General features: G+C 65.5%; 21 protein-coding genes and 1 tRNA gene. 11 read left to right on the top strand and 11 right to left on the bottom strand.

Annotated features, from left to right (window positions below; all coding sequences use genetic code 11):
- Window positions 1-87: 87 nt before the first annotated feature.
- The 6 genes from C447_RS15490 to C447_RS15465 all read left to right on the top strand — a co-directional run bounded on the left by C447_RS15490 (window position 88) and on the right by C447_RS15465 (window position 6,901).
- Window positions 88-645: a ribbon-helix-helix protein, CopG family gene (locus tag C447_RS15490; protein WP_007695593.1), complete on the top strand. Its 558-nt coding sequence runs from the start codon at window positions 88-90 to the stop codon at window positions 643-645.
- Between the two features lie 211 nt (window positions 646-856).
- Window positions 857-2,023, top strand: coding sequence for an Nramp family divalent metal transporter (locus tag C447_RS15485; RefSeq protein WP_044956193.1), 1,167 nt, complete (start codon window positions 857-859; stop codon window positions 2,021-2,023).
- A complete protein-coding gene (locus C447_RS15480) occupies window positions 2,024-4,033 on the top strand; it encodes a hydantoinase/oxoprolinase family protein (protein ID WP_007695591.1) in 2,010 nt (669 codons plus the stop codon). It abuts the gene before it with no gap.
- On the top strand, window positions 4,030-5,724 hold the full coding sequence (locus C447_RS15475; RefSeq protein ID WP_007695590.1) for a hydantoinase B/oxoprolinase family protein: 1,695 nt from the start codon (window positions 4,030-4,032) through the stop codon (window positions 5,722-5,724). The genes C447_RS15480 and C447_RS15475 overlap by 4 nt, the downstream gene beginning before the upstream one ends.
- Window positions 5,721-6,476, top strand: coding sequence for a maleate cis-trans isomerase family protein (locus C447_RS15470; RefSeq protein WP_007695588.1), 756 nt, complete (start codon window positions 5,721-5,723; stop codon window positions 6,474-6,476). Before C447_RS15475 ends, C447_RS15470 begins: the two co-directional genes overlap by 4 nt.
- A gap of 68 nt (window positions 6,477-6,544) precedes the next feature.
- Window positions 6,545-6,901, top strand: coding sequence for a DUF5830 family protein (locus C447_RS15465; RefSeq protein WP_007695586.1), 357 nt, complete (start codon window positions 6,545-6,547; stop codon window positions 6,899-6,901).
- On the opposite strand, the gene C447_RS15460 is transcribed toward C447_RS15465, so the two are convergent.
- Window positions 6,885-8,309: a DUF7115 domain-containing protein gene (locus C447_RS15460; protein ID WP_007695585.1), complete on the bottom strand. Its 1,425-nt coding sequence runs from the start codon at window positions 8,307-8,309 to the stop codon at window positions 6,885-6,887. The genes C447_RS15465 and C447_RS15460 overlap by 17 nt on opposite strands.
- Before the next feature lie 84 nt (window positions 8,310-8,393).
- On the opposite strand from C447_RS15460, the gene C447_RS15455 reads away from it, so the two are divergent.
- The 3 genes from C447_RS15455 (at window position 8,394) to C447_RS18690 (ending at window position 11,843) form a co-directional block, all read left to right on the top strand.
- Window positions 8,394-8,515, top strand: a tRNA-Met gene (locus C447_RS15455).
- Window positions 8,516-9,245: 730 nt separating this feature from the next.
- A complete protein-coding gene (locus C447_RS15450) occupies window positions 9,246-10,739 on the top strand; it encodes a flippase (RefSeq protein ID WP_007695583.1) in 1,494 nt (497 codons plus the stop codon).
- 114 nt (window positions 10,740-10,853) lie between these two features.
- Window positions 10,854-11,843 (top strand): alkaline phosphatase family protein, encoded by a 990-nt coding sequence (locus C447_RS18690; protein WP_239639192.1) that lies wholly within the window; start codon window positions 10,854-10,856, stop codon window positions 11,841-11,843.
- Window positions 11,844-13,158: 1,315 nt separating this feature from the next.
- Here C447_RS18690 and C447_RS18270 read toward each other — a convergent pair.
- On the bottom strand, window positions 13,159-13,380 hold the full coding sequence (locus C447_RS18270; RefSeq protein WP_169316563.1) for a hypothetical protein: 222 nt from the start codon (window positions 13,378-13,380) through the stop codon (window positions 13,159-13,161).
- 214 nt (window positions 13,381-13,594) lie between these two features.
- Complete coding sequence (locus tag C447_RS15435; protein ID WP_007695577.1) at window positions 13,595-14,392, bottom strand: DUF7847 domain-containing protein; 798 nt, start codon at window positions 14,390-14,392, stop codon at window positions 13,595-13,597.
- 413 nt (window positions 14,393-14,805) lie between these two features.
- On the opposite strand from C447_RS15435, the gene C447_RS15430 reads away from it, so the two are divergent.
- Window positions 14,806-16,074 carry a digeranylgeranylglycerophospholipid reductase gene (locus tag C447_RS15430; protein WP_007695575.1) on the top strand — a complete coding sequence of 423 codons (1,269 nt, stop codon included), beginning with the start codon at window positions 14,806-14,808 and terminating at the stop codon, window positions 16,072-16,074.
- Between the two features lie 74 nt (window positions 16,075-16,148).
- On the opposite strand, the gene prs is transcribed toward C447_RS15430, so the two are convergent.
- The 8 genes from prs to C447_RS15390 all read right to left on the bottom strand — a co-directional run bounded on the left by prs (window position 16,149) and on the right by C447_RS15390 (window position 22,434).
- Entirely contained in the window at window positions 16,149-17,000 is an 852-nt protein-coding gene (gene prs / locus C447_RS15425; RefSeq protein WP_007695573.1) for a ribose-phosphate diphosphokinase, read from the bottom strand.
- 21 nt (window positions 17,001-17,021) lie between these two features.
- On the bottom strand, window positions 17,022-17,798 hold the full coding sequence (locus C447_RS15420; RefSeq protein WP_007695570.1) for an HVO_0234 family beta-propeller protein: 777 nt from the start codon (window positions 17,796-17,798) through the stop codon (window positions 17,022-17,024).
- Window positions 17,799-18,285: 487 nt separating this feature from the next.
- A complete protein-coding gene (hemA, locus tag C447_RS15415; protein ID WP_007695569.1) occupies window positions 18,286-19,617 on the bottom strand; it encodes a glutamyl-tRNA reductase in 1,332 nt (443 codons plus the stop codon).
- On the bottom strand, window positions 19,614-20,297 hold the full coding sequence (locus tag C447_RS15410) for a precorrin-2 dehydrogenase/sirohydrochlorin ferrochelatase family protein (protein ID WP_007695567.1): 684 nt from the start codon (window positions 20,295-20,297) through the stop codon (window positions 19,614-19,616). The genes hemA and C447_RS15410 overlap by 4 nt, the downstream gene beginning before the upstream one ends.
- A 136-nt stretch (window positions 20,298-20,433) precedes the next feature.
- Window positions 20,434-21,519, bottom strand: a complete 1,086-nt coding sequence (gene ahbB / locus C447_RS15405; protein WP_007695565.1) for a siroheme decarboxylase subunit beta — start codon at window positions 21,517-21,519, stop codon at window positions 20,434-20,436.
- Between the two features lie 37 nt (window positions 21,520-21,556).
- The gene (locus C447_RS15400) at window positions 21,557-21,952 is read right to left on the bottom strand and encodes a DUF5778 family protein (RefSeq protein ID WP_007695563.1); all 396 of its coding nucleotides are present in this window, start codon (window positions 21,950-21,952) and stop codon (window positions 21,557-21,559) included.
- 90 nt (window positions 21,953-22,042) lie between these two features.
- Window positions 22,043-22,237 carry a cold-shock protein gene (locus C447_RS15395; RefSeq protein WP_007695561.1) on the bottom strand — a complete coding sequence of 65 codons (195 nt, stop codon included), beginning with the start codon at window positions 22,235-22,237 and terminating at the stop codon, window positions 22,043-22,045.
- A 2-nt stretch (window positions 22,238-22,239) separates the two neighbouring features.
- Complete coding sequence (locus C447_RS15390; RefSeq protein WP_007695559.1) at window positions 22,240-22,434, bottom strand: cold-shock protein; 195 nt, start codon at window positions 22,432-22,434, stop codon at window positions 22,240-22,242.
- Window positions 22,435-22,622: 188 nt separating this feature from the next.
- On the opposite strand from C447_RS15390, the gene uppS reads away from it, so the two are divergent.
- Window positions 22,623-23,552, top strand: coding sequence for a polyprenyl diphosphate synthase (uppS, locus tag C447_RS15385; protein ID WP_007695549.1), 930 nt, complete (start codon window positions 22,623-22,625; stop codon window positions 23,550-23,552).
- Window positions 23,553-23,558 lie beyond the last annotated feature (6 nt).

Raw genomic sequence — 23,558 nt, 5'->3', positions numbered from 1 at the left:
GCCGAGTATGCGTGTTGCGGTCGGACGTCCACGGACTCTCGAGGGATCGAGCGTCAACTATTCCCCGTCCAGCCTCCCTTCTTCGCTATGCCGACCGACCGAGTGACCGTCTCGCTCGACGACGACGCAGCGGCGGCGCTCGACACCCTCCTCGACCACACCGGGGCGGGCCGGAGCGAGGTGGTCCGCAGAGCGCTCGACTTCTACGCCGCGAACGTCGACGCCGCGACGACCGACGCCGGGCCGAACCTCGCGGCCTACCACCGGATGCTCGCGAGCGGCGAACACGTCCTGCTCGACGTGGACTTCCTGCACTGCTTTCTCGAGTACGTCGAGGACGGGTCGGGGGAGCCGGACCCGGCCTTCGTCGAGGCCGCCGACACCGTCGCCGACTACCACGCCCGCGAGTACGCCGAGCGGTTCGAGACCGTCGGCGACCTCCTGGACTGGCTCTCGTTCTGTGGGTTCGTCTCGGTTCGCGCCGCCGAGGGCGACACCTACCACGTCGTCTTCCCCTCCGCGTCGCTCCGGTGGTTCATGATGCGCTTCATCGAGCGAAGCGTCCGCGACCTCCCCGTCGAACTCGACATCGAGGAGAGCGTCTCGAAGGTGCTCATCACGGAGCGCTCGGTCGGATCGTCCTGACGGTGCACCTTCCCGGACGACTCCCCACGAGACCGTTCGAACTGGACGGTCCGCACGTCTCGCTTCACATCCGATCATAGGGGACACGTCGTCGATGCACACCCCTCATAACAACCCTTATCCCCACGAGCGAGCCTCGTGTGAGCATGACACACGAACGGGGTACACAGTGACGCTGGTCGACCGGATCCGCTCGGTCGGACCGGGCGCGATGGTCGCGGCGGCCTTCATCGGGCCCGGCACCGTGACGACCGCGAGCGTGACGGGCGCGGCCTACGGCTATGCGCTGATCTGGACGATCGTCTTCTCCGTTGTCGCCACCATCGTCCTCCAGGAGATGAGCGCCCGGCTGGGACTGGTCTCGCGCGAAGGGCTCGGCGAGGCGCTCCGGAACCGCTTCGATTCACCGGCGCTGCGCTACGCGAGCGTCGCGCTCGTCGTCAGCGCCATCGGCATCGGCACCGCGGCCTACGAGACCGGAAACATCCTCGGCGGTGCAGCCGGGCTCGAAACCGTGACCGGCGTCAGCGCGTCGATATGGGGGCCGCTCATGGGGCTCGTCGCCGCCGCGTTGCTCTGGACCGGTCGATACGAACTCATCGAGCGGGCACTCGTCGCGCTCGTGGCGGTCATGGGGGTCTCCTTTCTCATCGACGCGATCCTCATCGGCCCGGACCTCGGCGCGATAGCGGCCGGGTTCGTCCCCTCGGTCCCACAGGGGTCGGCCTTCCTCATCACCGGCCTCATCGGGACGACCGTCGTGAGCTACAACCTCTTCCTCCACGCCAGCAGCGTCCAGGAGCGCTGGAGCGGCCCGGAGGACCTCACCGAGTGCCGTACCGATACTATCCTCTCGATCGTGGTCGGCGGGCTGATCACGCTCTCGATCCTCGTGACCGCCGCGGCGGTCTTCCCCGTCGGGACCGAGATCTCCGACGTCGGTCGGATGGCCGAACAGCTCGAACCCGTCGCGGGCACCTACGCGCAGGTGTTCTTCAGTATCGGCCTCTTCGCCGCGGGCTTCACCAGCGCGACGACGGCCCCGCTGGCCGGCGCGTACGCCACCGCCGGCGCGCTCGGCTGGGAGGGCGACCTCAAGTCCACACGGTTCCGGGCGGTCTGGGTCGCGATCCTCGGCGTCGGCGTCGTCTTCTCGGCGCTGGATTACAGCCCCGTCGAGGCCATCCTCTTCGCCCAGGTCGCGAACGGTATCCTCCTTCCTATCATCGCGCTCTTCCTCATCCTCGTGATGAACGACCGCGACACGCTGGGCGAGTACGTCAACACGACCGTGCAGAACGCCCTCGGCGCGCTGGTGACCCTGGTCGTCGTCTGGCTCGGGGTCCGCAGCCTGCTCTCGATCGTGGGGGTGATCTGAGTGAGTGGGAAAACCACCGTCGGCGTCGACGTCGGCGGGACGTTCACCGACGTCGTGCTCCTCCGTGGGGACGACCTCGTCACCGCGAAGGTCCCGAGCACGGGCGACCAGAGCGTCGGCGTGATGGACGGCATCGAGAAGGCCTGCGAGCGGGCGGCCGTCGACCCCGACGGGATCGACGACTTCGCCCACGCGATGACCGTCTCGGTCAACGCGCTGCTCGAAGGGAATGGCGCGCGGACGGCGCTCGTGACGACCGAGGGGTTCCGCGACGTGCTCGAGATCGGTCGGCAGAACAGACCCTCGCTCTACGACCTCGACGCCGAGAAACCCGCCCCGCTGGTGCCGCGTCGCCGCCGGTTTACGGTCGACGAGCGCGCGACGACGGACGGGATCGAGCGGAAGGTCGACCCGGATTCCGTCCGCAACGTCGCCCGTCGGATCGAGGACAGCGATGCGGAGGCGGTCGCGGTCTGTCTCCTCCACGCCTACGCCCACCCCGACAACGAAACGACCGTCGCCGACGTGCTCGAAACCGAACTCGACGTCCCCATCTCGACTTCCCACGAGGTCCTGGCCGAGTTCCGCGAGTACGAGCGGACGTCGACCACCGTCGCCGACGCCTACGTCACCCCCGCCATCGACGCCTACATCGGCCGGCTGGTCGAGCGCGCGGCGGAGGCGGGCGTGCCGGAACCGACCGTGATGCAGGCCAACGGCGGCATCACCGACGCCGTGACGGTCAGGGAGCACGCCGTGCGGACCTGTCTCTCCGGCCCCGCTGCCGGGGTCGTCGGCGCGCGCGCCAGCGTCGGCGGCGCGACCGACCGCGACCACGCCGGGCTCGTCACCTTCGACATGGGCGGCACGTCGAGCGACGTGAGCCTCGTCCGCGAGGGCGAGGTCGAGCGTACGACCGACGCGGTCATCGGCGACTATCCCGTCAGCACCCCGATGGTCGACGTCACCACCGTCGGCGCGGGGGGCGGGAGCATCGGCTGGGTCGACGCCGGCGGCGCGCTCCGGGTCGGCCCCGAGTCGGCCGGCGCGGATCCCGGTCCCGTGTGCTACGGCCAGGGTGGGACCGACCCCACCGTGACCGACGCCAACGTCGTCCTCGGCTTCATCGGGTCGAGCACGACCCTCGGCGGCGAGCTCGAAATCGACGTCGAGGCCGCCCGCGACGCGCTCGCCGACCTCGCCGACGAAGCGGATCTAGATGGCCCGCTCGACGCCGCCCGCGGGGTCTACCGCGTCGCCAACGCGACCATGACCCGGGCCATCCGCGCGGTCACGCTCGAACGCGGCCACGATCCCCGAAATTTCGGCCTCGTGGCCTTCGGCGGCGCGGGCCCGATGCACGCCGCGGCGCTCGCCGACCGCCTCGACATCTCGACGGTGGTCGTCCCGCGGGCCTGCGGCGTCCTCTCGGCGTTCGGCCTGCTCGCGGCCGACGAGAAACACGACGCCGTTCGCACCCACCGGGAGTCGCTCGCGGCGGCCGACGTTTCGGCAGTCGACACGGCCTACGAAGACCTCGAAGCCGCCGTGCGCGAGGACTGCAGCGACCCCGCCTCGGCCGTCCTCACCCGCCGCGCCGACCTCCGATACGCCGGCCAGAGCTTCGAACTGACCGTGTCCGCCGACCGGCCGTTCGACCCCGAGGCGGTGGCCCGTCGGTTCCACGCCGCCCACGAGACGACCTACGGCTACCGGATGGACGAGACCGTGGACCTCGTGAACCTCCGGGTCGAGGCGGCCGTCGAACGCGCCGACCCGGCCGTCGCCTACGACGCCCCCGGCGACGCGCTGGTCGACGAACGCGAAGCCCACTTCGCCGACGGCGCACGGCGAACGAAGATCTACGACCGCGAACGCCTGCCGCCGGGCGAGACGGTGGCGGGCCCCGCCGTGCTCGAACAGGACGAGAGCACGGTCGTCCTTCCCCCGAACTGGGAAGCACGTGTCGACCCCGACGGCACCGCGGTGCTCACGGAGGGATCGGAGTGAGCCCCGACCCCTCGACTTCCGACACGGACGGCGACCACGGGATCGACGCCGTCACCCTCGAGATCCTCCGCAACCAGTTCGAGAGCGTCGCCGAGGAGATGGGACAGGTGCTCATCACCGGGTCGTACTCGCCCAACATCAAGGAGCGCCAGGACTGTTCGACCGCGCTCTTCGACGCCGACGGCCGGATGGTCGCCCAGGCCGAACACATCCCCGTCCATCTCGGCGCGATGCCCGAGGCCGTCGACGCGGTCCGCGACCGCGACCCGAAACCGGGCGACGTGTTCGTCCTCAACGACCCCTTCGACGGCGGCACCCACCTTCCGGATGTGACCCTCGTCTCGCCGCTCGCACCGCGTGGCGAGGTGCTGGGCTACGCCGTCTCGCGTGCCCACCACGCCGATGTCGGCGGGATGACGCCGGGTAGTATGCCGGCGGGTGCGCGCGAGATCTACCAGGAGGGGCTCCGGTTGCCCCCGGTTCGACTGGTCGTCGGCGGGGAGGGTTCGGACGGTTCCGAGCCGGGTCGCGAGCGCGGGACGGTGAACGAGGACGTGATGGCGCTGGTGCTCGCCAACGTCCGTACGCCGGACGAACGCCGTGCGGACCTCAGAGCCCAGATCGCGGCCAACGACCGGGCCGAGGAGCGCCTGGGGGACCTCCTCGACGACCACGGCGACCTCGTGCTCGACGCCTTCGACGCCGTCGTCGACTACTCGCGCGCCCGGATCGAGACCGAGATCGAGTCGCTGCCGGACGGCACCTACACCGCGAGCGACGTGCTGGAGGGCGACGGCGTTCTCGAACACCGCTCGGGAACCGACCCGGAGGACGTCTCGATCCCCATCGAGGCGACCGTCACCGTCGACGGCGACCGTCTCACCGTCGACTTCGAGGGGACCGCCGAGCAGGTCCCCGGAAACCTCAACGCGCCGGTCGCGGTCGCCAAGAGCGCCGTCTACTTCGTCGTGCGCTGTGTGACCGACCCGGAGATACCGCCGAATCAGGGCTGTTACGACCCGGTGACGGTCGAGATCCCCGACGGGTCGCTGCTCGACCCGAGCCTGCCCGCGGCGGTCGTCGGCGGCAACGTCGAGACCAGCCAGCGGGTCACCGACGTCGTGCTCGCGGCGTTCGCCGAGGCGGTGCCCGACCGGGTTCCCGCCGCGAGCCAGGGTACGATGAACAACCTCATCGTCGGGAGCCGAAGCGGCTCATTCACCTACTACGAGACCGTCGCGGGCGGGTTCGGCGCACGATCCGGAAAAGACGGGATGGACGGCGTTCAGGTCGGGATGACGAACACGCTCAACACACCCGTCGAGGCGCTCGAAACAGCCTACCCGCTCCGCGTCGAGCGGTACGGCTTTCGCCCCGACAGCGGCGGCGACGGTCGATTTTGGGGTGGCCTCGGCCTCGAACGCTCCCTCACGGTCGAGAGGGACGCGACGGTCTCGCTCCTGACCGAACGTCGTCGGGTTCCGCCCGCCGGACTCGCCGGCGGCGAGGACGGGGCGCTCGGGTGCAATCTCATCGACGGCGAAGCGGTCGACGCGAAGACCTCCGTCGACGTCGATGCCGGCACGACCGTCAGCCTGCTCACACCGGGTGGCGGCGGCCACGGCGACCCCGCGGACCGCGACCCCGCGGCCCGCGAGCGCGACCGTGCCGACGGGAAGGTGAGCGAATGAGTCACCCCGACCCGACCGTCGTCGGAGACCGACTGCGACTCGGGGTCGTCGTCCCCTCCTCGAATACAACTGTGGAACCCGAGTTCGCCACGTGGACGCCGGCTGCGGCGTCGGTCCACGCCGCACGGATGGGGCTCGTGGACGTCACAGTCGAAGCGCTCGACGCGATGGCGGCCGACGCCGTCGCGGCTGCGGAGCGGCTCGCCCACGCGGAGGTCGACGCGGTCGCCTACGCCTGCACCACCGGGAGCCTCCTCCACGGCCACGGCTTCGACACGGAACTCGAAGCCGACCTCGCCGAGGTCGCCGACGCGCCCGCCGTGGCGACGGCGCTGTCGGTCCAGCGCCTGCTCGACGCCCTGGATGCGACCCGGATCGCCGTGGCGACGCCCTACGTCGACGAACTCAACGACCGCGAACGCGACTACCTCACCGACGCCGGCTACGACGTGGTGGCGCTCGACGGACGCGGGATCGAGCCCAACACCGACATCGGGCGACTCACGCCGGAGGACGCGCTCGAACAGGCGACGGCGTTGCTCGACGCGACCGAAGCGTCGGGCGGGGCGGTCGACGCGCTGTTCGTCTCCTGTACGAACTACCCGACGCTCGCGGCGGTCGACGAGATCGCCGACGTGCCGACGGTGACGAGCAACCTCGCGACGTTCTGGGACCTCTGTCGCGTCTCGGGACTCGACCCCGACTTCCTGCCCGGTGACCTCCCGGAGCCCGCGGCTGGCTCCATCGGCTGATCGGGTCCCGGTCTTCGGTCCGCTCCCCATCGCGGAACGCTTAGGCCCACCCGCCGCCGAACGCCGGCGTGAGCGACGACACGGTCGAACTCGGTGTCGAACTCCTCGCGAACCTCGAGGACGGTCGGCTCGACCTCGCGACGGCGCTCGACCGGCTCGAAACCGTGACGACCGAACCCCGAACCACCCGCACGATCCTCGACGAGGCCGAAAAGCGTGGCGTCGTCGACCGCGAGGACGGGATCCTTCGGGTTCGGTCGGGCGAGTACGTCAGTTTCGGCAGCGACGTCGTGGTTCGGGAGGGTGAGTTCACCTGCCGGCGGTGCGGGGCGTCGATCTCGACGGGCCACTTCATCCGGTTCGACAACGGCGAGCTCGGACCCTTCGGGTCGTCGTGTATCGAGAAAGTTACCGGTCGTCGCTGACGCGCTTCGACTCCTGGGTCTCGACGAGGCGTTCGAGGAGCTCCCGATTCCGTTCGAGAAGCTGACTCTGGCGGTCGACCTGTTCGCGAAGCGCGTCGAGTTCGGCCCCGAGGTCGGGTGCTTCGGCAGCGATGTCGCTCCCGTGTCGCTCGGCATCGACTGCGGGGTCGGTGCTCGTTGCGGGGTCGGCGTCCGTCGTGGAGTCGACATCCGTTGCTTGGTCGCCACCCGCTGTGGACTCGGTATCTGCTGTGGTTTCGCTACCCGCCGTTGACTCGGTCTCCGTCGCGGGATCGACAGCCGGTGGAGCTTCCCCGTCACTCGCCGGGTCGTCACCCGCTTCGGGCCGCGAGGTGCCGGAGTCGGGTGCGTCCGGGATCAGCGGACCGGTGGTCGGACCACCCGGTGCGGGCGAACTCGGCGGTGGGGAGGAGACGATACCCGAGTCGGTGTCGTTCGCCGACGCGGTCGATTCGTCCCCGTCGTCGTTCCCACTCCGTTGGTCGGCCGCTTCCAGTGGCCGGTCCACGTCCTCGGACGGCCGATCCGTCGGTTCGGTCGCTTCGTCGGGTTCGGTCGATTCGGCGGGTTCGGTCGATTCGGTCGGTCCGGCGGGTTCGGCCGGTTCGTCGGCGCGTCCGAAGAGCGGTTCCGGGCTCGGGTCGTCCGGTTCGGTCGGCGGCGCGGTGTCGGTCGCCGGGGCCGTATCGGTCGTCGAGTCGCGGGTCGGGTCCTCGGCGGGCGAGACGCCTCCCGTGGCTCGCGATTCCTCGCTCGAAGCGCGTTCGGGCGACCGACGGCCGATGTCGTCGACGCTCCCGACGCCGTGGTAGGCGAGGAGTGCGGCCTCGACCGTCTCGTAGGCTTCGCGCCCGCTGTCGTCGTCGAGTTCGATCCGGCGCGACCGGCCGTCGACCACGACGACGAGGTCGCCATCGTCGAACGCGAGGTCGGTTATCTCCTCGTAGGCGTAGCTGTCGTGGTCGTGGTCCCAGACCGCCTCGCCCACCGACGTCAGCACCTGCGCCTCGGTGACGACGACCGTCCGCTCGCCGAAGCGATAGCTCTCCTCGACCGATTCCTCGTCGTCGATGTGTCCGGTGGTTCGGAGCACGCCGGCGAGCACCGGCGGGAGCACGGTCTCGATGCGCTCGCGCGGGATCGAGAACGCCTCGACCCCGTCGTCGTACTCGAACGCGAACGTGGCCTCGCGACGATTGGCCGAGACGTCGAACCGGCGTGCGTCGTGGGAGTACTCGTCGATCGACTCGCGGCTGAAGAGCCCGGAGGCGTGGTAGACGAGCGTCCGCGGCGGCGTGACGTAGACCCGGTCCTCGCCACCGATGTTCACGCTGGTCATCCGCCGCTCGTCCCCGAGGCGCTCGCGGACGATTCCCGGGACGTCCATGCCACGACTGTGTGATCGTTCGGCATAAGACTGCCGGAGACCAGATGAGAAGGTTAATGTCCGGGAGTCGAATACCCCGAAGTAGCCCGGGTGGCTTAGCTGGACATAGCGCCGCACTCATAGGGTTTGACAGTGCGTTTCCCCCGAGGCCGCCGCCTCGGACCTGGGATATGCGGAGATCGTGGGTTCGGAGCCCACCCCGGGCACTCTCTATTCGGTAACCACATGCCCTCAGCGGTACGTCTGAGGGTGTCGCGTAGATGTCCGTGCGGCGCTCTCCGAGTATAGCTACTGGTGGATGGAGTGCGGTCGGGGGCTCCCCTCGGATTCTGACGAGTCGGACCACGGACCGACCGAGAGCAAAGGCGAGTTCGACGAAGATCGAGCCTTTCTCGACATGCGCTGGAAATAGGGCGAGTCACCCGTACTCTCGATCTACCGGATCCACGGGATACGGTCGATTGATGTCGTCGAGACATAGCTGGACTACCAATCCTGGTAACGGACCTGCTGTGTATGCTAACTACGAACAAATTCACGAAGCAGTCTTAGAGTAGATAGCTACCTGTATGAGATTCACCTGACACGATTAGATCTCCGATCATGAACGTCGGCAGTAGCCACGCGTCCGCGCTCTCGATTCTCTCGCGAGGTCCGCACCCAGTGCCAACAGTCGCGAAAAACTGGTTTAGGGACCTGTGACCGAGCTGTGGTTCGCACCGAACTCGTCGAGCTGGCGGTCGCGGTCGTCGTCCTCAAATATCTTGGCGTCGGGAGTTGACACTCTCATAGTTATAGGCACAATATGGGGCCAAATCGCTCCGAATCATTGGTAAGGATGGTCAGATTTGCTGGATATAGTTCTCCTTGGTCTCACATGAATGTGGTCTCGTCGGAAAGAAACGCTCATACGAGGGCAGGATAAGCAGAGTCCATATGTCTGATGACGCCGAGTCTGAGGCATCTTCACCCCTCCAGTCGATCATTCGCGGTGCTGGAGCCAACATGAGTGGGATGCTCACGATGCGGGGTTTGGGGTTCGTCACGACGTATCTCCTGACTACCGGGCTTGGTCCAACGCTCTACGGTCTCTACTCATTCGGGAAGGTGCTGATCAATATTTGTGAGACGATCGCGAACTTCGGAACGGACCAGTCAATTATCCGGTTCGTTCCCGACCTCGATGATGATTCAACGGCACAAAACAGAGTCATAGGATTATCCATCCTCACGTCGATCGTTGGAGCCTCTGTTTTGGCGGTGGCGCTTTACTTTGCAGCTCCATTGATAGCTGACTATACGGACAAGCAGGCCGGTCTAGTACGAGTTCTCCAACTGTTCGCGATCACACTGCCGATAACAACTGTACTAGGTTGTATTGCGAGTGTCTTTCGGAGTCAGGAACAGGCAGGGCTCCAAGTCATCTCAAATGGAATCAGTAGCTACGCTTTCCGGATAGTAACGCTCAGCGGAGCCATAGCACTCGGTGCTACGCTCTTCAACGTCGTCGTTGCAGAGGTGATTGCAGCGCTTCTCACGATCACCTTTGCAACCTGGTTGTTTGTCCGTATGACAGATTTCTCACCGAGTCTCAGTGGATCCCGTCCATCACTCAAGCGATTCTACAACTATTCGATACCACTGACAATGAGCGATACTGGTCGATTAATCCAAAATAGAGTGGATATTCTCATGGTCGGATTCTTTCTTCCGGGGAGCGCCATTGGAATATACAATCTATCTACAATCCTTGCGCAACTGATTACCCTTCCTTCGAATGGACTCAACACGATTTACCCGCCCATCGCCGCCAAGATGTATGGTAATGGGAATATAGAGGAACTCGATGCCCTTTTCACACAGGTCAACCGTTGGTCGTTCACATTTTCACTTCTCGCTGCAGTTGGACTCGTCTTCTATTCGAGTGAACTGCTCTCGATCTTCGGCAGTGGCTTTTCAAGTGGAGCAGCAGTTCTCTCGTTGTTCGTCATCTCGTTTTTCGCTAATGCCGCAACTGGTCCCACCGGCTATACGCTGATGATGACTGACCATCAGTACCTCATGCTAACCAATCGTTGGGGGGCAGGAATCGTTAATGCAATTCTTAATTACTTCTTCATCACGAGCTTCGGTCTCATCGGAGCGGCATCAGCTACACTCACGGTTTCGATCATCTCGAACATCGTCTACGTCGCGGAGATTTGGTACACGGAGGGTTTGTTCCCGTACTCTCTCAATTTCCTGAAGCCAGTCGTTGCGGGGGTCGCCTGTGCGGGCGCTCTGACCGGGTGGGGAAATGTATCTCCTGTGTCCGGTATTCCGCTACTGATTGGTGGTGGGATCGTCGGGACAGCAGCATTCGCTCTCGTGCTGCTCCTTCTTGGAATCGAGCCAGAAGACCGCGAATTTTTCGAAGAAACGGTGCTGTGATTGGGTTGATATCAAACATTGACGGCCAATCAGAGTGAGGACATATCCTACATACAGGCGCGGCGGATCAAAGCAGTGGTAAGCGTTATTTTGCAGGCTCTTTTTTAATAGGCTATGATAAAATCCATTAATCGACGCACAAGACGATTTGCTACAAATCCACAAGAGTTTATTACGAGTGCTGGAAACCGAGTCGGAACGTGGCTGTCTTCGCGTGGACATCTCGGCACTAACGTCTTCGATAAAGAGTGGGATCTCCTCATCCTTCTCGATACGTGTCGGGTCGACGCGCTCCGAGCTATCGCTCCCGAATATGATTTCCTCGGTGATGTAGGTGCCATCACATCATGTGGTGGCAGCTCCGCCGAATGGATTACGGCGACATTTCAACGCCGTTCACCCGACGAGTTGCGTGATACCGCCTACCTATCATGCAATGGCTACGCTCAGTTTGTACTCGAAGCTCAGGGCGGAGTGCGTGACTACAAGGCGTCGGCACCGGCGAACTACTTCTTCGATTGGGGAGACTGGGAATTTCCACACGAGAGCGAACTCGGTTTGGTCGAGCATGTCTGGCAGTACGAACCAACGGGCGACGACGATGCATACGGCCATCCAGGTGCGTACACCGGCCCGCGGTTCGTGACTGACCGTGGCATTTCGGTCGGCCGTGAACACGACTTCGACCGTATGATACTCCATTACAGCCAGCCACACAGGCCGTACGCCGCACGGGCCCTTGCCGAGGACCGTCCGCTCTACGATTATGAGAATGAGCCGTTCGAAGCCCTCAGATCCGGTGTTGACCGCGAGACTGTGCTGGGCGCATATCTCGACGACCTCCGCTACGTTCTAGACGACGTCGAATTACTGCTTGACAATATTGACGCCGAGCAAGTCGCTATCTCAGCGGACCACGGCGAGGCGTTTGGTGAGTGGGGTGTCTATGAGCATCCGATCGGGAGTCTTCTTCCCCAAGTGCGGCGCGTACCGTGGGTCGAGACGGTGGCGAATGACCATGGAGGGTACGAACCGACAGTTACACCGGATGATGCAGGTGATCCCGATGTCGACGAGCAATTACAGGCATTGGGGTACAAGTAATCCAGCCAGAAATACCACGTCTACACGCTCTCCAGTTTCTCGCAAGTTCCGCGTTCAGTGACGACACTACACCCCCGCGTGCGTAGTGAACAGTAGCTTCCAAGGTCAGCGTTCATGCAGGTCGCGTGAGCGCTCTCGTACACATACACAGAAAGCTTATTACCTATCAAAAATCTGCACAAAGCTTATTACAAAAACTCTGAGATGTATGAGTGGTTATGAAATCCAATGGCGCCCTCCGCAATGCGGATGATTCGCGGTCGGTCGATGTCTCGCGACGTAAATTCCTCGCCGTAAGTGCAGTCGGAGTAGCGGGTCTCGGTGCCGTCGGAAGTGCGACAGCGGCTCCGGACGAACACACACTCGTCATCACGGGGACTGGTCCCTCCACGTCGTACTCGTTTACCGTCGGTGGTAATCTCGAAAAGAGTACGGCCGATGGCGCGAGTATCAACAGTAGCGACGAGATCGTCGGGAACNCGTCGTACTCGTTTACCGTCGGTGGTAATCTCGAAAAGAGTACGGCCGATGGCGCGAGTATCAACAGTAGCGACGAGATCGTCGGGAACAGTGCCCACGGGGGAGTCGGGGGCGGAACGGACGCCTACACGTTCACCGGGCCGCTCTACTCGTTCGACTTCGAAGGGTCGGGTGCAATCGACGTCGACCTCGATGGTGAGGCCGCTCGAGTTGGGCAGCGGCCCGACCACACCCTTGTCATCGAGGGGACCGGAGAGAACGCCGAGTACTCGTTCGCAACGGAGTCGTACCCATTGGTAAGTAGAGCGTACGGGGCGACTATCGACCAGAGCGACAGGAGGAACGAGTATGGGGCGGCTGGTTCGGTACAGTCCGGAAAGGATGCCTACAAGTACGATGGAGACCTGATAGCGTTCGACCTCGATGGAGAGGCACGGGTCACCATCGACGGAAAGGCCGCTCATGTCGGACAGCGACCGGATAGAGCACTGACTATTGTCGCCAATGGTGAACGTGTCGAGTACGAGTTCAGACTCAATGGCGGGGATATCGTGGGTGTGATCGACGCCGAGGAAGAGGAAGATGGCTTCGTCGGTGAGAATACGTTCACCGGTGTCGTCGATGGGGGTCAGATTGACATCCTCACCTACGAGAACGGAGTTGAGGAGATCTCAGAGCGAGGCGGCACTGCCAGCTACTACAGCAACTACAGCCAGCTCTTCCCTAACGAGAATTAAGCAAGTCAAGTAATAGCGTCGGGCAGTGACCATCTCATTAGCGGTCTTCGCTCGGGACAGTGAATTCGTCGTCGAGGGAATGAGGTGAAAGACAGCGCTCAGGGCCCGGCGTAGCTGTGATGATTCGCGCGTTCATGACTCTGTCTCGGTGGTGATGAGGCTACAACCCCGGGCGCAACGATCGCGAGCTGGTGGTCCTGCTCGACGACGTCCGAGAGCGTCCCGAGTCTTGCGTGGATGACGTGCGTCTTCGTCCCGACCATCGGGTAGCGAACGCGCTCCGGGCGGCACGGGCCGCCGTAGATGCGCCCAACCTCCACTGACCGTCGTCGGAGTGGTGCCTCCACGAGAAGTGCCGTCCGCTGGAAGCGGACAAAAGACGGCCACGACATCCGTTTGAGTAAGTGGTGGGCGATCGTAACCCGCGATCCTCGCGCCAGGTAGTTCGGACGCAGGCTTGTACCTAGTATCGTACTTGAGAGAGGGTCGAATCCAAATCGGGCTCGGCAGGACTGGTCGCGAGGGTGTATCCAATCACTCCATAGGAGCGCTGATCTGCCTGTAGAAGGCGACTCCGTAGGTGGCGGTAAACGCCCCGAAGACGCCGGTCGCCACGACGAGGACGACCACGAGAACGGCACCGACCACGAGCAGGTCGTTCGCCCCGACCAGAGCAGGGAGAGCACCGATGAGGACCCCGATGACGCTAAATACCATCGAGAACAGCATCACGACGACCATATACCCGAGTGTGCTGAGCTTGTTTCCCCGGACCGCGTTGATACTCCCCTTGAATCCGCCGATGACGCCTCTGTCGTCGAGAACGATCGCCTGGCCGAAGAACTGGAGGAAGAAGACGAACGCCACGAACAGAACGAACATGACGAGTGGAACGACGATGACTGCCAGCAGCGAGGCTGCCCCGGCTCCAGTCCCGCTTCCAGCCTGTCCGAACGAAACGGCGGCGAAACCCCCGATCCCGCCGACGAGACTCAATACGATAACGAAGGCGACCATCGCGACGAAGAACAACACATAGGCTCCAAATATCGTGAGATAGTTGTCCCGGCCTTCGTGGAGGAACTTTCGAAGATCGGTCTTCCCGTTGAGGGCGTCGGCTGCCATGCCGATCACGCCGCCATAGAAAAACGGTACGAGGAGCAGGAAGACGACGCTGATGATACCTCCGACGATAAGGATCGTCCCGGAGTTCGCGAATTGAACGGCGAGTGACGGGACCTGTGCTATCCCAGCGAAAAGCATTACCACCATCAACAGTGGATTCCTGATGACCGCACTCGTCGCTTCTCGGGCCGCTGATATCGCACCCATGGGAAATCGCGCTGTAGTGGGACAATAAAAATTTTCGTTCGTACGCCACTAATCAACGCAGTGAGGTTGTACTGAGAACAACGGTTGCACTGGAGTCGGAATCGGTTGCGAGCGTAGTCCACATATTCGGTCAGTGCCAGAAGGGACCACTGTCCATGTTCCGTACCAAAGTATTAAACCAATATTACCTATGGTTGGTACCAATGAATTATCGTCCCGTGAATAGACGGGGTCAGCCATATCCGACCAAAGGGCATCCCGGAAGTCCTCACCCGTCCACGGAGCAACTCGTTCCCGGATCACCATCGTACCGCCGACCTCGGGGCCGAGCTGGTCGACACGGACCGGACGTGGGTGATTCGCTGGGAAGCCCAGCTAGCAAGATTGAATAGTATTCCGGCGGACCTACCCGTATGACGGATCGATTCGACGTCGTTGTCGCCGGCGCTGGTCCCGCCGGCGCGCAGTGTGCGCGCGATCTCGCTATGCGAAACTATGACGTTCTCGTTCTCGAAACCGAAGCCGAAGACGGGTTCCCGGTCCAGAGCAACAAATCGACCGGCGGCACGTTCCCCTCGATGATGTCCTCGTTCGGTATCCCGGACGAGGCCGTGATGCACTACACCGAGAACGTGGTTTTGGAGTCGGCGACCGACGATTTCACACTCCAACAGCCCGGCGCGGTGCTCGATTTCCCGAACTTCAAGCGGTTTCTGGTTCGCGACGGTCGCGAGTACGGCGCGACCTACCGCTTCGATTCCCGCGTCTCGAAACCCCTGATGGACGACGGCGACGTCGTCGGGGTTCGGTACGACGGCGACGAGGAGGTCTACGCTGACATCGTGGTGGACGCGACCGGTCCCGCCGCCCCGATCGCGAAACACCTCGGCGTGAGCGAGCTCGAACGGAAGTACCAGGCGATCGGGATCGAGTGGGAGATGGAGGGCGTCGAGATGGACCATCCCGGATACGCCGACCTCAGCGACGCGATGATGCTCCGGCTCGACCACGACGTCGCCCCCGGTGGCTACTCGTGGATCTTCCACACCGGCGAGGACACCGCGAAGGTCGGCATCTGCTACATCCAGAACGAGAAGTACCACTCGGGGTCGACGCCGACCCGCATCGACGACTACTTCGAACACTGGCTGGCCGACGACCCGCGGTTCGCGGACGCCGAGCGCATCGAGGGCAAACAACACCGCGGCTCCGCACATATCCAGCCGCCGGCCCAGCTCTGTACGGACAACTTCATGGCCGTCGGCGACACCGTCCCCTCGATCGACCCGCTCTGGGGGGAGGGGATCCACAAGGGGATGAAATCCGGACGGGCGGCGGCGGTCACCGCCGACCGGTGTCTCACGGGGATCAAGGACACCTCGGCCGACGAGATCGAGGTCTACGCCGACCTCTGGCACCGCAACGTCGCGCCCAAGGTCAAGCTCCGTCTGTTCATGACCCACCTCCTCTACTACGCCCCGACGGAGCGCTACGACCGGCTGATCCACGACCTCCACCAGCTCAGCGCCGACACCCTCGCGGCCGCGAACGGCGGGAAGCTCCTCGCGATCGCGAAGCTCCTCCATCGGGAGGACGCCTCCCTCCTCTGGGAGTTCGCCCGCGAGAACCGCGATCTCGTCGCCGGGGCGCTCGACCAGAAGCTCCCGTTCTCACGCTCCTGACCGCCCGGCGTTCGGCGACGACCTCGAACCGGCCGCTTCGTCGATTCCGCTAGAGTGAGTAGCGCTCGCGCCGGTCAGCCATCGAGCGCGTCGGCGAGGGCGGGCGCGACGCTGACGGTCGTCTCCGCGCGCTCGACGGTATCGGTGCCGTAGACGGCCTCGACGCCGGCGCGGGCGAGCCGGAGTCGTGCGGTGCCAGCGAGCACCGGATGGACGCAGGTCACGAACACCCGACCGACACCCCCTTCCTGGAGGTGGGCGACCGCGCCGGCCATCGTCGACCCGGTGGCGATGATGTCGTCGACGAGCACCACGTCCCGGTCGGCGATCGCCGACTCGTGGGGTTCGAGCTCGACCTCCGTGCTGCTGTGGCGGGTCTTCTCGAAGTGGTCGACCGCGCCCTCGCCGTACGCGTCTTGGACCGTCGCCGCGAGGTCGGTCGCGCCCGCGTCGGGGGCGACGAACACCGGGTCGTGGAGGTCGGGCAGGGGGTCGGCGAGGACGCCGGCGGCGTCGACGGTCGTACAGGGGACGTCGAAGAACTCGCGGACGGACTCCTCGTGGGGAGTGACGGTGACGACCCGGTCGGTGCCGGTGCTCAGCGCCCGTGCGATGGCCCGGACGGAGACAGGCTGGCCGGGTTCGAACGCCTTGTCCTGTCGGGCGTAGCCGAGATAGGGGATGACGGTGACGACCTCCTCCGCGCCCGCCTCGCGGACCGCGTCCTGTAACTGGAGCGCTTCGAGGTGGGCGTCGGCCGTCGTGGTGGCGCAGACCACGACCGCGCGCTGGGCGTCGAAGTCGGGGACCGAGACCTGAAACTCGCCGTCGGGGAAGCGCTCGACGGCGGTCGCCGCGAGCGGTTCGCCCGTCTCGGCGGCGAGCGCGCTCGCGAGCGACTGTGAGGTGGAGGCGCTGACGATCATGTCCACCCCTTCGCGGGGCACCTAAACGGGTTTTCGGTCCGGGCGCGCGACCACCGCGTGCGCGCCGGGCGTGCCGAGCGGGTGCTCGCGCCAGCCGTCGTCGGTGGCGGTCAGGAGGGTTCCGTCGGCGGAGACCGCATAGACCCCGCGGGCGACGTCGACGACCCGTCTCCCCACTCCGTCGACCCGGGTCCACTCGCCGTCGAAGGCGTAGAACGCCGTCTCGGTGACCGCGTGTGCGACCCCGGACGGTCCCCCGGCGACCATCTCGAAGCCGCCGTCGAGTTCGTTGACCCAGCCGTTTCCGAGGCGGTACAGTCCACTGGCGGTTGCGGCACGCGGTGTCCCCCCCGTGACGTCGTGAACGTCGTCGAGCCCCGAGTAGGAGAGTTCGTCGTCGGCGAGGCGATACACTCCGTCTTCGGCGGCGATCAGGTCGTCGTCGATGGCTCGAATCCCTTCGAGTTGGCCGCAGTCGAGCCACTCGTCGTCGGTTCGGCGTGCGACGGTGCCGTCGGGAGCGGCCGCGAAGAGGTCGTCCGAAAAGCCGACCGCCGTCGCGGGTCCGAAGCCGGTCTCGTCGAGGTCCTCGCCGACCAGGACGTCCTCGTCGGTCGCCACGGCGATGGTTTCGCCGGTCGTCGCTACGTCACGGGCGGATCGGCGGTCGAGGAGTCCGATCTCGCCGACGCGTTCGCCCGCGACGGAGACGCGCACGAGGCCAACGTCGGTGGCGACGAACAGCGCCACCGGGTCCGTGTTCGCGGCGTGGACGCGCTTCTCGTCGATGGTGCTCATGCGGATCCCTCGCCTCCGGTTCGGCGAAAGCGTTGCGGCACGGCGGTCGCGGTGCGGTGGCGGCGGCCGCGGTGCGGCGCGGTCGCCGGGCGGTGGCGGTGCGAAGCGGACGCGGTCCTGGCGGATGAAGGGCGAGACCGCGAGCGGAGCGAGCGGTCGAGGGCTTCGGCGGAGGCGGTGCTGTGCGGTTGCGGTAGGCAGTACGGAGGCGGTCGGCGGTGCGGTCTGTGGATGGGGATGTTATTGTACCGCGAGCGAGGCGAAGCCGAGTGAGCGGGCCGACGACTGACTATCGTTCTCGCGAGCCGGAGGCGAGCGAGGGCACGGAAGAGCGAAGCTCTTCCGGTGGGAAGGAGGAGGCTTTTGATCCACATTTTGCCAGCGTCATCAGAACTGCTTCGCAGTTCTGATTGGCACACAAAATCGCGGAGCGATTTTGGGACGAGTGAGGCGCGAAGCGCCGAACGAGCGCAGCAAAAGGTGGGTGTTAGTCGTCGAGGTGCTCGCGAACCGCGGTGGCGAGCGCGTGGCGGGTCTCGGCGGAGACCTCGGTGGTGTCGGGCTCGGGGATGCTCGCTCCGTCGAAGGAGGGGTCGAACAGCCGGAGCGCGGAGTTGATCGTGGTCCAGTCGTCGGCCTCGGCGGCGTCCCGGAGGCTCTTGGTCGGGGCGGCGAGGAGCTGACTCACCAGTGTGTCGGCGAGCGATTCGACCACCGCGCGCTGGTCGTCGGTCAGGCCGTCGGTTTCGAGCTTCGAGACCGCGCGCGAGAGCTCACGGTGTTTCATCCGCTCGGCGTTCTCGTACATCGACGCGATGACCTCGTCGGCGCGGGCGCGCTTGTAGTGGGCGAGCAGGTGGTCGAACTCCCGGTCGATCATGGCCTCTACTCGGGCGGCGGCCTCGCGACGGCGCTCGCGGGTCTCGTTCGTCACGGATTCGAGCGCGTCGAGGTCGCGGAGGTCGACGTTGTCGAGGTCGGCGGCGGCGGCCGGCGCGTCCCGGGGCCGGGCGATGTCGATGAAGAGCGTCTCACCCGCGGCGTCGAGGTCGTCCGCATCGACGACGAGGTTCGGGCTGCCGGTCGCCGAAACCACCACGTCGGCCACGGCGAGCGCGTCGGGGAGGTCGTCGAGCGCGACCGCCGCGGCGTCGGTCTCGACCTGGTCGGCGACGTGGGCCGCGTTCGCCTCGGTGCGGTTCGCGACGAGCAGCCGGTCGAGCGACCGAGCGAGCGACTGGGCGGCGATGGTTCCCATCTCGCCCGCGCCGATCACCAGCCCGGTGGCCTCGGCCAGCGAGCGCTCGTCGGCCGCGAGCGCCACGGCGGCGCTGCCGAGCGAGACCACGCCCTCGCCGATCTCCGTCTCGGTGCGGGCGCGCTCGCCGACGTGGATCGCCTTCTCGATCGCCTCTTCGAGGACCGGCCCGATGCCGCCGATCGACCGGGCGGCCGTGGAGGCGTTCCGGACCTGGCCGAGGATCTGGTCCTCGCCGAGCACGAGCGATTCGAGCCCGCACGCGACTCGCATGAGGTGGCGCAGGCTCTCCTCGTGGCTGAGTTCGACGACCGCCTCGTCGGGGAACTCCTCGACCACCGAGGTGACGACGTCGCGACCCCGCTCGGGGTCGTCGGAGACGACGTAGACCTCGAACCGGTTGCAGGTCTGGAGACAGACGGCCTCCCGGACTCCGTCGTGCGCCAGCAGCGCCTCGACGGCGGCGTGGTCGTCCTCCACGCACGCCGCCTCGATCTGCTCGACGCTCGCGGTGCCGTGGGCGAGACTCACGCCCGAGATCACGCCGGTAGCCACCGTCATCGACCGTCACCTCCCGAGAGCATATCGCAGATCACTGAGTTCGCCTCTTGTCTCGCGTTGGTCCTTGAGTTACCTAAAGCCTTCCAAACCCGATCGGCGCGGACCACCGCCCGGACCGCCGCCCGCCGTTTTTCCGGCGGGAGCCGGTCGCGGAGCTCCGCCCGGATATCGGCCGTGAGGTCGGCCATCGCACCCGCGCCGGCGAACTCCGTCTCGAAGCGCTCGCGGAGGTACCGGCTCAGTGCGGGGCTCCGCCCACCCGTGGCGACCGCCATCACGACCGGGTCGTCGCGAACGGTCGCGGGCACGACTACCTCGCGGCTTCGTTCACCCCCGGTGGCTCCATCGACCGACTCGTTTCCCCTCCGACTTCGGTCGGCCCGATTCAGCAACGAACCGCGCTCGCGCGCCGCCCGCGCGATGGCGTCGTTGAGGTCCTCGTCGTCCGTCGCCGCGACGGCGAGCGCCGGACGCGTTCGGTCGAACCACTCGGGGACCTTGTCGGGGGTCGGCGCGACCCGAACCCGCTCCACGTCGCCGAATTCCGCGTCCGTGAACGTCGGGCTCACGACCACGACTCGCGCTTCGCGCGCGAACCGGCGCGCCTTTCGCGCACCCACCGTTCCACCACCGAAGACGAGGACCGTCGAATCGGTGAAGTCGTGGAGCAGCGGTATCATCCACACCCACCTTTTTTCCACTCGGGTGCGCTGACGCGCACCCCTCGTGCAAAAAATCTGGGCCAAAAAAACCGCTCGCTCGCCGTTGGCTCGCTCGCGGAACGATACCAGTTCTGCCGCCAACCACGCCGAATGGTCATCGTTCGGCGGTCGCGCCGTCGGTGTTGGCGGCGGCGCGCTCGGCCATCCGGATGCCGGTCTTCTTCAGAATGCGTGTCGAGAAGAGGGTGTCCCAGTCGTCCTCGTCGACGTCGAAGAACTCGGTCATCCGTTCTCGAACCTGTTCGACCCGGTGCTGACTCTCGTCCTCGCTCCGCCCGTGGGTCATCGCGAAGAAGTTGTAGGGCCAGACGCCCTCGTGACGCGGGCGCTGATAGCAGTGGGTCACGAAATCGAGCTCGGCGATCGCCGGCCCGACCTCGGCGACCAAGTCGTCGGGCACGTTCCAGACGGTCATCCCGTTCTCCGTGTAGCCCAGCGCGTAGTGGTTCGGCACCACGCCGACCCGCCGGACCTTGCCTTCGAGGACGAACCGCTTGATAGTCGCGACCACCCACTCGACGTCCGCCCCGAGCGCGTCGGCGACGTCGCGGTAGGGTGTCGCCGTGATGGGGAGCCCGCCCTGGAGTTCGACCACGAGGTCGCGTTCGTCCGGCGTCAACGAGTTGCGGTTGCTGGGCTCGACGTCGGGTCCGAGGCCCGAGAGGTCGAGGTCGCCATCCGAGATCGGGCCGTCGAGCAGGAACTTCGCCTCGACCCGGAACTCGTGCTCCTTCGGGAGGTTGTAGGGTTGTTCACCGGTCTCGTCCGCGATATCGGCGAGCACTCGTTCGACCTCGTCTTCGTTGGCCACCGAAACCACGAACCACATGTTGAGGTGGGGGTGTTCGCGCTCGTAGTTGTGGGCGACCTCGCGGTGGGCGTTCACCTGCTCGGCGACCGCGTCGAATTCGTCTTCGTCGGCGTGCATCGCCACGAGGGTCGCGGTGCCGCCGATGGCCTCGGCGTCGATCAGCGCGCCGAAGCGCGAGAGGGTGCCCGCCTCGTCGAGCCGTCGGACCCGCTCGACGAGGTCGTTTTCCGAGACCTCGATGCCGCGTTCGCGGAGCGCCCGCGCGGCGGGCTCGAACGGCCGTTCGACGGTCGGAAACCCGCCCTGAAAGCCGTTGAGGACCGCGCGGTCGAACCCGTCGAGGTCGAGCTCCGCGGACGCGTCGTTCATGGTTCGAAGAGGCTCGCGTCGCGGATAAGCGCCCCGCTCATCCCTCGACGCCCGTGACCTCGTGGCCCGCATCCCGGAGGTCGTCGAGGATGGCCTCGTGGTCGGCGCTCGCCTCGTAGTAGAAGACCACGTCGTAGGTTCCCTCGCGGAGGAGCTGCTGGCACTCCCAGACGAAGTCGTCGTCGGCGAGGGTGAGTCCTTGGTGCTGGTTCAGGCCGTAGTCGGGGTCGTCGGTACCAGAGAAGACGTAGGTGTCGCCCGTCTCGGCGTGGGTGGCGATGGTGTCTCCCACCTCGACAGTCGTTCGATGCATCAGGCTCTCCTCGCTCTGGTCGAAGTCGGTGTGGAGCACGAGTCCGTTGAGTTCGATCTCGCCGGGTTCGAGCAGCGCCTTCGCCCGTCGGTAGAGGTCCTCGTCGATGAGTTCGCTCATACCCGTTGCTCGCGCCCGAAAAAGATACGCTCCTCGGTCCCGACCGCACCGCCCGGCGACCGAGGAGCACCGAAAATGCTGTTCGTTTGTTTACAGCCGTTCGAGGTTCTCGGCGCGCGGGCCTTTGTCGGCCTGCACGATGTCGAACTCGACTTCCTGTCCCTCTTCGAGGTCCGGGCCGCCGACGTCTTCCATGTGGAAGAACACGTCCTCATCGGCCTCGTCGGTCTCGATGAAGCCGTAGCCGCCCGTGTCGTTGAAGAAGTCCACAGTTCCTTCTGCCATGTTTACAGCCGCTCCAGGTTCTCCGCCCGCGGTCCCTTGTCAGCCTGCACGATGTCGAACTCTACCTCCTGTCCTTCCTCCAAGTCCGGGCCGCCGACGTCCTCCATGTGGAAGAACACATCTTCCTCGGAGTCGTCGCTTTCGATGAAGCCGTAGCCGCCCGTGTCGTTGAAGAAGTCAACCGTACCTGACGCCATTGCACTCGTTCCGACGTGCCGGGTACATAAAAAGTTGCGCAAACACCACCCGGTGTGTTGAGACGACGCACGATGTGCTCCGGAACACGACGTTTCCCCCGAAACGCCCGTTCGTCCGCCCTGACTTTCGCTCGCCGATACGCGTGTCACAAGATTCATGCCTTCGCCCCGAGTTCCCCCCGTGAACGATGTCCTCGCGCACCCGGACCCTCCTGAACCGGACCTACGAGCGACTGTTGCAACGCGAGGTCGACGGCGCGCCGAGCCACGTCGCGGTGATACAGGACGGCAACCGACGCTACGCCGACGAGCACGGCAAGGACGCCGCCGACGGCCACCGCGCGGGGGCCGAAACCACCGAAGACGTCCTCGATTGGTGTGCCGAGTGCGGCGTCGAGGAGCTCACCCTCTATACCTTCTCGACCGAGAACTTCGACCGGCCGCCCGGCGAGCGCGAGCACCTCTTCGGGATGCTCGAGGAGAAACTCCACGAATTCGCCGAGGCCGACCGCGTCCACGACTCCGAGGTCCGGATTCGCGCCATCGGCGAGACCGGCCGCCTCCCCGACTCCCTCCGCGACGCCATCGACTACGCCGAGCGGCGGACGCGAGCCTACGACGAACTCACCCTCAATATCGCGCTCGCCTACGGCGGTCGCACCGAACTCCTCGGGGCGGCGCGCAACGCCGCCCGGGCGGTCGAATCCGGCGACCTCGCACCCGGCGACATCGACGTCGAGGAGGTCGAACACCGGCTCGCCAACGGCCCCGCCCGCGACGTCGACCTCATCATCCGGACCGGCGGCGACGAGCGCACCTCGAACTTCCTGCCGTGGCACGCCAACGGCAACGAGGCCGCGGTCTTCTTCTGTACCCCCTACTGGCCCGCGTTCGCGAAGAAGGATTTCTTGCGCGCGATCCGAACCTACGAGTCGCGCGAACACTCCTGGCGGCGGACCCGCGCGCGGCGCGCGCTCGCGCTGGTTCGGGCGGCCGGCGGCGCGGAACTCGACGAGGCCCGCGCCATCGTCGAGCGGCTGGCCGAGTACCTCCCGCGTGGCGCGCTCGACGGCATCGAGACCGCCGACGCCGACCCCGACCCGGTCGCTTCGGACTGACCCCTC

It is taken from the genome of Halococcus hamelinensis 100A6 (genome assembly GCF_000336675.1).
Taxonomy (GTDB): Archaea; Halobacteriota; Halobacteria; order Halobacteriales; family Halococcaceae; genus Halococcus; species Halococcus hamelinensis.
Note: the sequence above shows the minus strand (reverse complement) of the source record. Positions and strands in the feature narration are given on the sequence as shown.

Coding starts and splice junctions, on each gene's coding strand:
- C447_RS15490 (WP_007695593.1), top strand. CDS start 88: ATGCCGACCGACCGAGTGACCGTCTCGCTCGACGACGACGCAGCGGCG.
- C447_RS15485 (WP_044956193.1), top strand. CDS start 857: ATGGTCGCGGCGGCCTTCATCGGGCCCGGCACCGTGACGACCGCGAGC.
- C447_RS15470 (WP_007695588.1), top strand. CDS start 5,721: ATGAGTCACCCCGACCCGACCGTCGTCGGAGACCGACTGCGACTCGGG.
- C447_RS15460 (WP_007695585.1), bottom strand. CDS start 8,309: ATGGACGTCCCGGGAATCGTCCGCGAGCGCCTCGGGGACGAGCGGCGG.
- C447_RS15450 (WP_007695583.1), top strand. CDS start 9,246: ATGTCTGATGACGCCGAGTCTGAGGCATCTTCACCCCTCCAGTCGATC.
- C447_RS18690 (WP_239639192.1), top strand. CDS start 10,854: ATGATAAAATCCATTAATCGACGCACAAGACGATTTGCTACAAATCCA.
- C447_RS15435 (WP_007695577.1), bottom strand. CDS start 14,392: ATGGGTGCGATATCAGCGGCCCGAGAAGCGACGAGTGCGGTCATCAGG.
- C447_RS15430 (WP_007695575.1), top strand. CDS start 14,806: ATGACGGATCGATTCGACGTCGTTGTCGCCGGCGCTGGTCCCGCCGGC.
- prs (WP_007695573.1), bottom strand. CDS start 17,000: ATGATCGTCAGCGCCTCCACCTCACAGTCGCTCGCGAGCGCGCTCGCC.
- C447_RS15420 (WP_007695570.1), bottom strand. CDS start 17,798: ATGAGCACCATCGACGAGAAGCGCGTCCACGCCGCGAACACGGACCCG.
- hemA (WP_007695569.1), bottom strand. CDS start 19,617: ATGACGGTGGCTACCGGCGTGATCTCGGGCGTGAGTCTCGCCCACGGC.
- C447_RS15410 (WP_007695567.1), bottom strand. CDS start 20,297: ATGATACCGCTGCTCCACGACTTCACCGATTCGACGGTCCTCGTCTTC.
- ahbB (WP_007695565.1), bottom strand. CDS start 21,519: ATGAACGACGCGTCCGCGGAGCTCGACCTCGACGGGTTCGACCGCGCG.
- C447_RS15400 (WP_007695563.1), bottom strand. CDS start 21,952: ATGAGCGAACTCATCGACGAGGACCTCTACCGACGGGCGAAGGCGCTG.
- C447_RS15395 (WP_007695561.1), bottom strand. CDS start 22,237: ATGGCAGAAGGAACTGTGGACTTCTTCAACGACACGGGCGGCTACGGC.
- C447_RS15390 (WP_007695559.1), bottom strand. CDS start 22,434: ATGGCGTCAGGTACGGTTGACTTCTTCAACGACACGGGCGGCTACGGC.
- uppS (WP_007695549.1), top strand. CDS start 22,623: ATGTCCTCGCGCACCCGGACCCTCCTGAACCGGACCTACGAGCGACTG.